This is a genomic window from Kitasatospora sp. NPDC056446 (assembly GCF_042796115.1).
Classification (GTDB): Bacteria; Actinomycetota; Actinomycetes; order Streptomycetales; family Streptomycetaceae; genus Kitasatospora.
In genome coordinates, this window is record NZ_JBHTRF010000190.1 from 1 (window position 1) to 1,889 (window position 1,889).

Genomic DNA, 1,889 nt, shown 5'->3' on the forward strand with positions numbered 1-1,889 from the left:
CTCATGGACTGGCATGTTCTGGAGGCTCAGCGCACCAGACCCAACGAACCTTAGTGGTGGCCAATTGCCCTTTGGAGGGCGCTGCTGTGAGCGGTACATCCGCCGAATGTGGCGTCAAGGTAGCGCGATATCGGCCAATGTATATCCTTCCACTTCAAGAAATAGAACGAATGGGCAAGAAGAGAAGAGGGAGTCAGCGACCAAATAGCGCTACTGCACGAGGCCGCGAGGGCAACTCCAGCGTCGCTCCCAAGGTGACTACTAAGGACGATGAATTTGAGAAGGAACTTCGGGACTTTCTAGAGCTGATGAAGGGCCTCATGCTGGGCTTGGCAATGCTCGGTGGAGCGTTCATCGTGATGCGCAGCTCCACACCAGCTGTCTTGCGCGTTATCGGCCCGTGGGCATGCGCAGCGCTGGGACTTTCCGTCGGAATGGCCTCTGCCCTGATCTATGCCCGTCACCGATTGAGTGTTAAGGGGCAGCCTCTACCGATCGTCATTGTTCGTGGATTCGGTCTGACTACGCTGCTTCTGATGATTCTTGGCACATTTATCGTGGCTGGCGAAATCAACCGGCAAACTCCGGCGCCGGCCAAAGCCTTGCCGGCTCCAGCTGCACTTTGTCCATCCAAGAGTGGCGAAGAGTTGCCTCAGAGAGCAGCTAGAATCCTTCCGTACGACCACAGCGGTCATCTGCGACAGCGCGGACCTCTCGTGGGGGCGGGGGGGCGTGTGCGCGGCACACTTTTCTACCGAAGGCGCCAGCGTGAGGATTCCACCTCACGCGCCCGATGCCCGCAGTTGTCGAGTGACTCGTTGCTGATCGCGCGGCATCAGCGATCAACCTGATCAGACCCGTGGGATTCCATTCCCACACGGCGTGCTTTCAATCAAAAACTGGCACAGAAGTTTCCTTGAGCGTGTTCAGCCAATCGTGTTGCAGGCTGGCGTGCGCTGTGCGCGGGGCATGTTCGTCACTGACGGCGCGAGAGAGCTCCAGCAGCTCCTGCGCGAGCACCGCCGCGGCATCCAATTTGGCCTGGGTGTCAAATACCTTACGCGACCCATCTGGGGTCTGAAGCGTCTCTGCGTAAGCAGGATTGGCTACCAGATACACGAAGTAGTCGGTCGTGGCCGCAAGGATGCTGAGCTCCTTAACGATACCCGCCTGCAGACTGCCCGCAGCAGCGTTCCACAGCGCAGAGGCAATGTCATAGCTGCTGATGTCGACCGTCTTTCCGTCGCTGATGGCGTCTGCCTTCAGTGTTTTGCAAAGCCGAATGGCCTTTTTGAGTCCGCCCCACGTTTCGTCGTCACGTTCGCGCAGGCGTCGCAGATACAGGAAGGGCAGATTGTGGATCAACTGACGCGCGGGTTTGTCGAGGATGTTGACGCCCCGAAAATCCTCGGCTTGTGTCCGCTGATACTCGGCGGTGTCATTCCACGAGGCCGGCACCACATCAACTTCCCGACGCAGCGATCCACCCGAGAGCTGGATGGCCTTGGCGCCTGCGCAGTCGACTTCCGCTGCCGGATAGGCATCCTTCAGCGCCGCCTCCAGTCGGTGACGCAGATCGAGCAATGTATCGACGGCTGACGGCCGGTACGGGTTGCGGTAGTGCCCAGCCTGCGCCAAGACCCCCGTCGCATCGTAGTGATGGAATCGCTGCTCCAAGACCAGGAAGTCAACATCACTGACACCGCGGATATGGATGTTGCCGGGAACGGAGCCCTGCAGGCGGAACGTACAGCTCAGCCCATCCCGATCCAATCGCGTTGCAATTTGCGCTTGCACACGCTCGGCCTCGGCAATGCTCAGGGCGGTGTAGCTGGCGGCTACCGCTTGCATGGCGCCCAGTGCATAGCGCGTATGGTGCCCATTACTAC

At 59.4% G+C, this 1,889-nt stretch carries 2 protein-coding genes; one reads left to right on the forward strand and one right to left on the reverse strand.

Annotated features, from left to right (window positions below; all coding sequences use genetic code 11):
• Positions 1–170: 170 nt before the first annotated feature.
• Positions 171–851 (forward strand): hypothetical protein, encoded by a 681-nt coding sequence (locus tag ACFQ6N_RS40520; protein WP_380659155.1) that lies wholly within the window; start codon positions 171–173, stop codon positions 849–851.
• 37 nt (positions 852–888) lie between these two features.
• Here the strand turns inward: ACFQ6N_RS40520 and ACFQ6N_RS40525 are convergent.
• On the reverse strand, positions 889–1,889 hold a 1,001-nt coding region (locus tag ACFQ6N_RS40525; RefSeq protein WP_380659156.1), incomplete at its 5' end, for a hypothetical protein.

What these genes read in the sequence shown, in the direction of transcription:
- ACFQ6N_RS40520 (WP_380659155.1), top strand. Translation starts at nt 171, where the DNA reads ATGGGCAAGAAGAGAAGAGGGAGTCAGCGACCAAATAGCGCTACTGCA.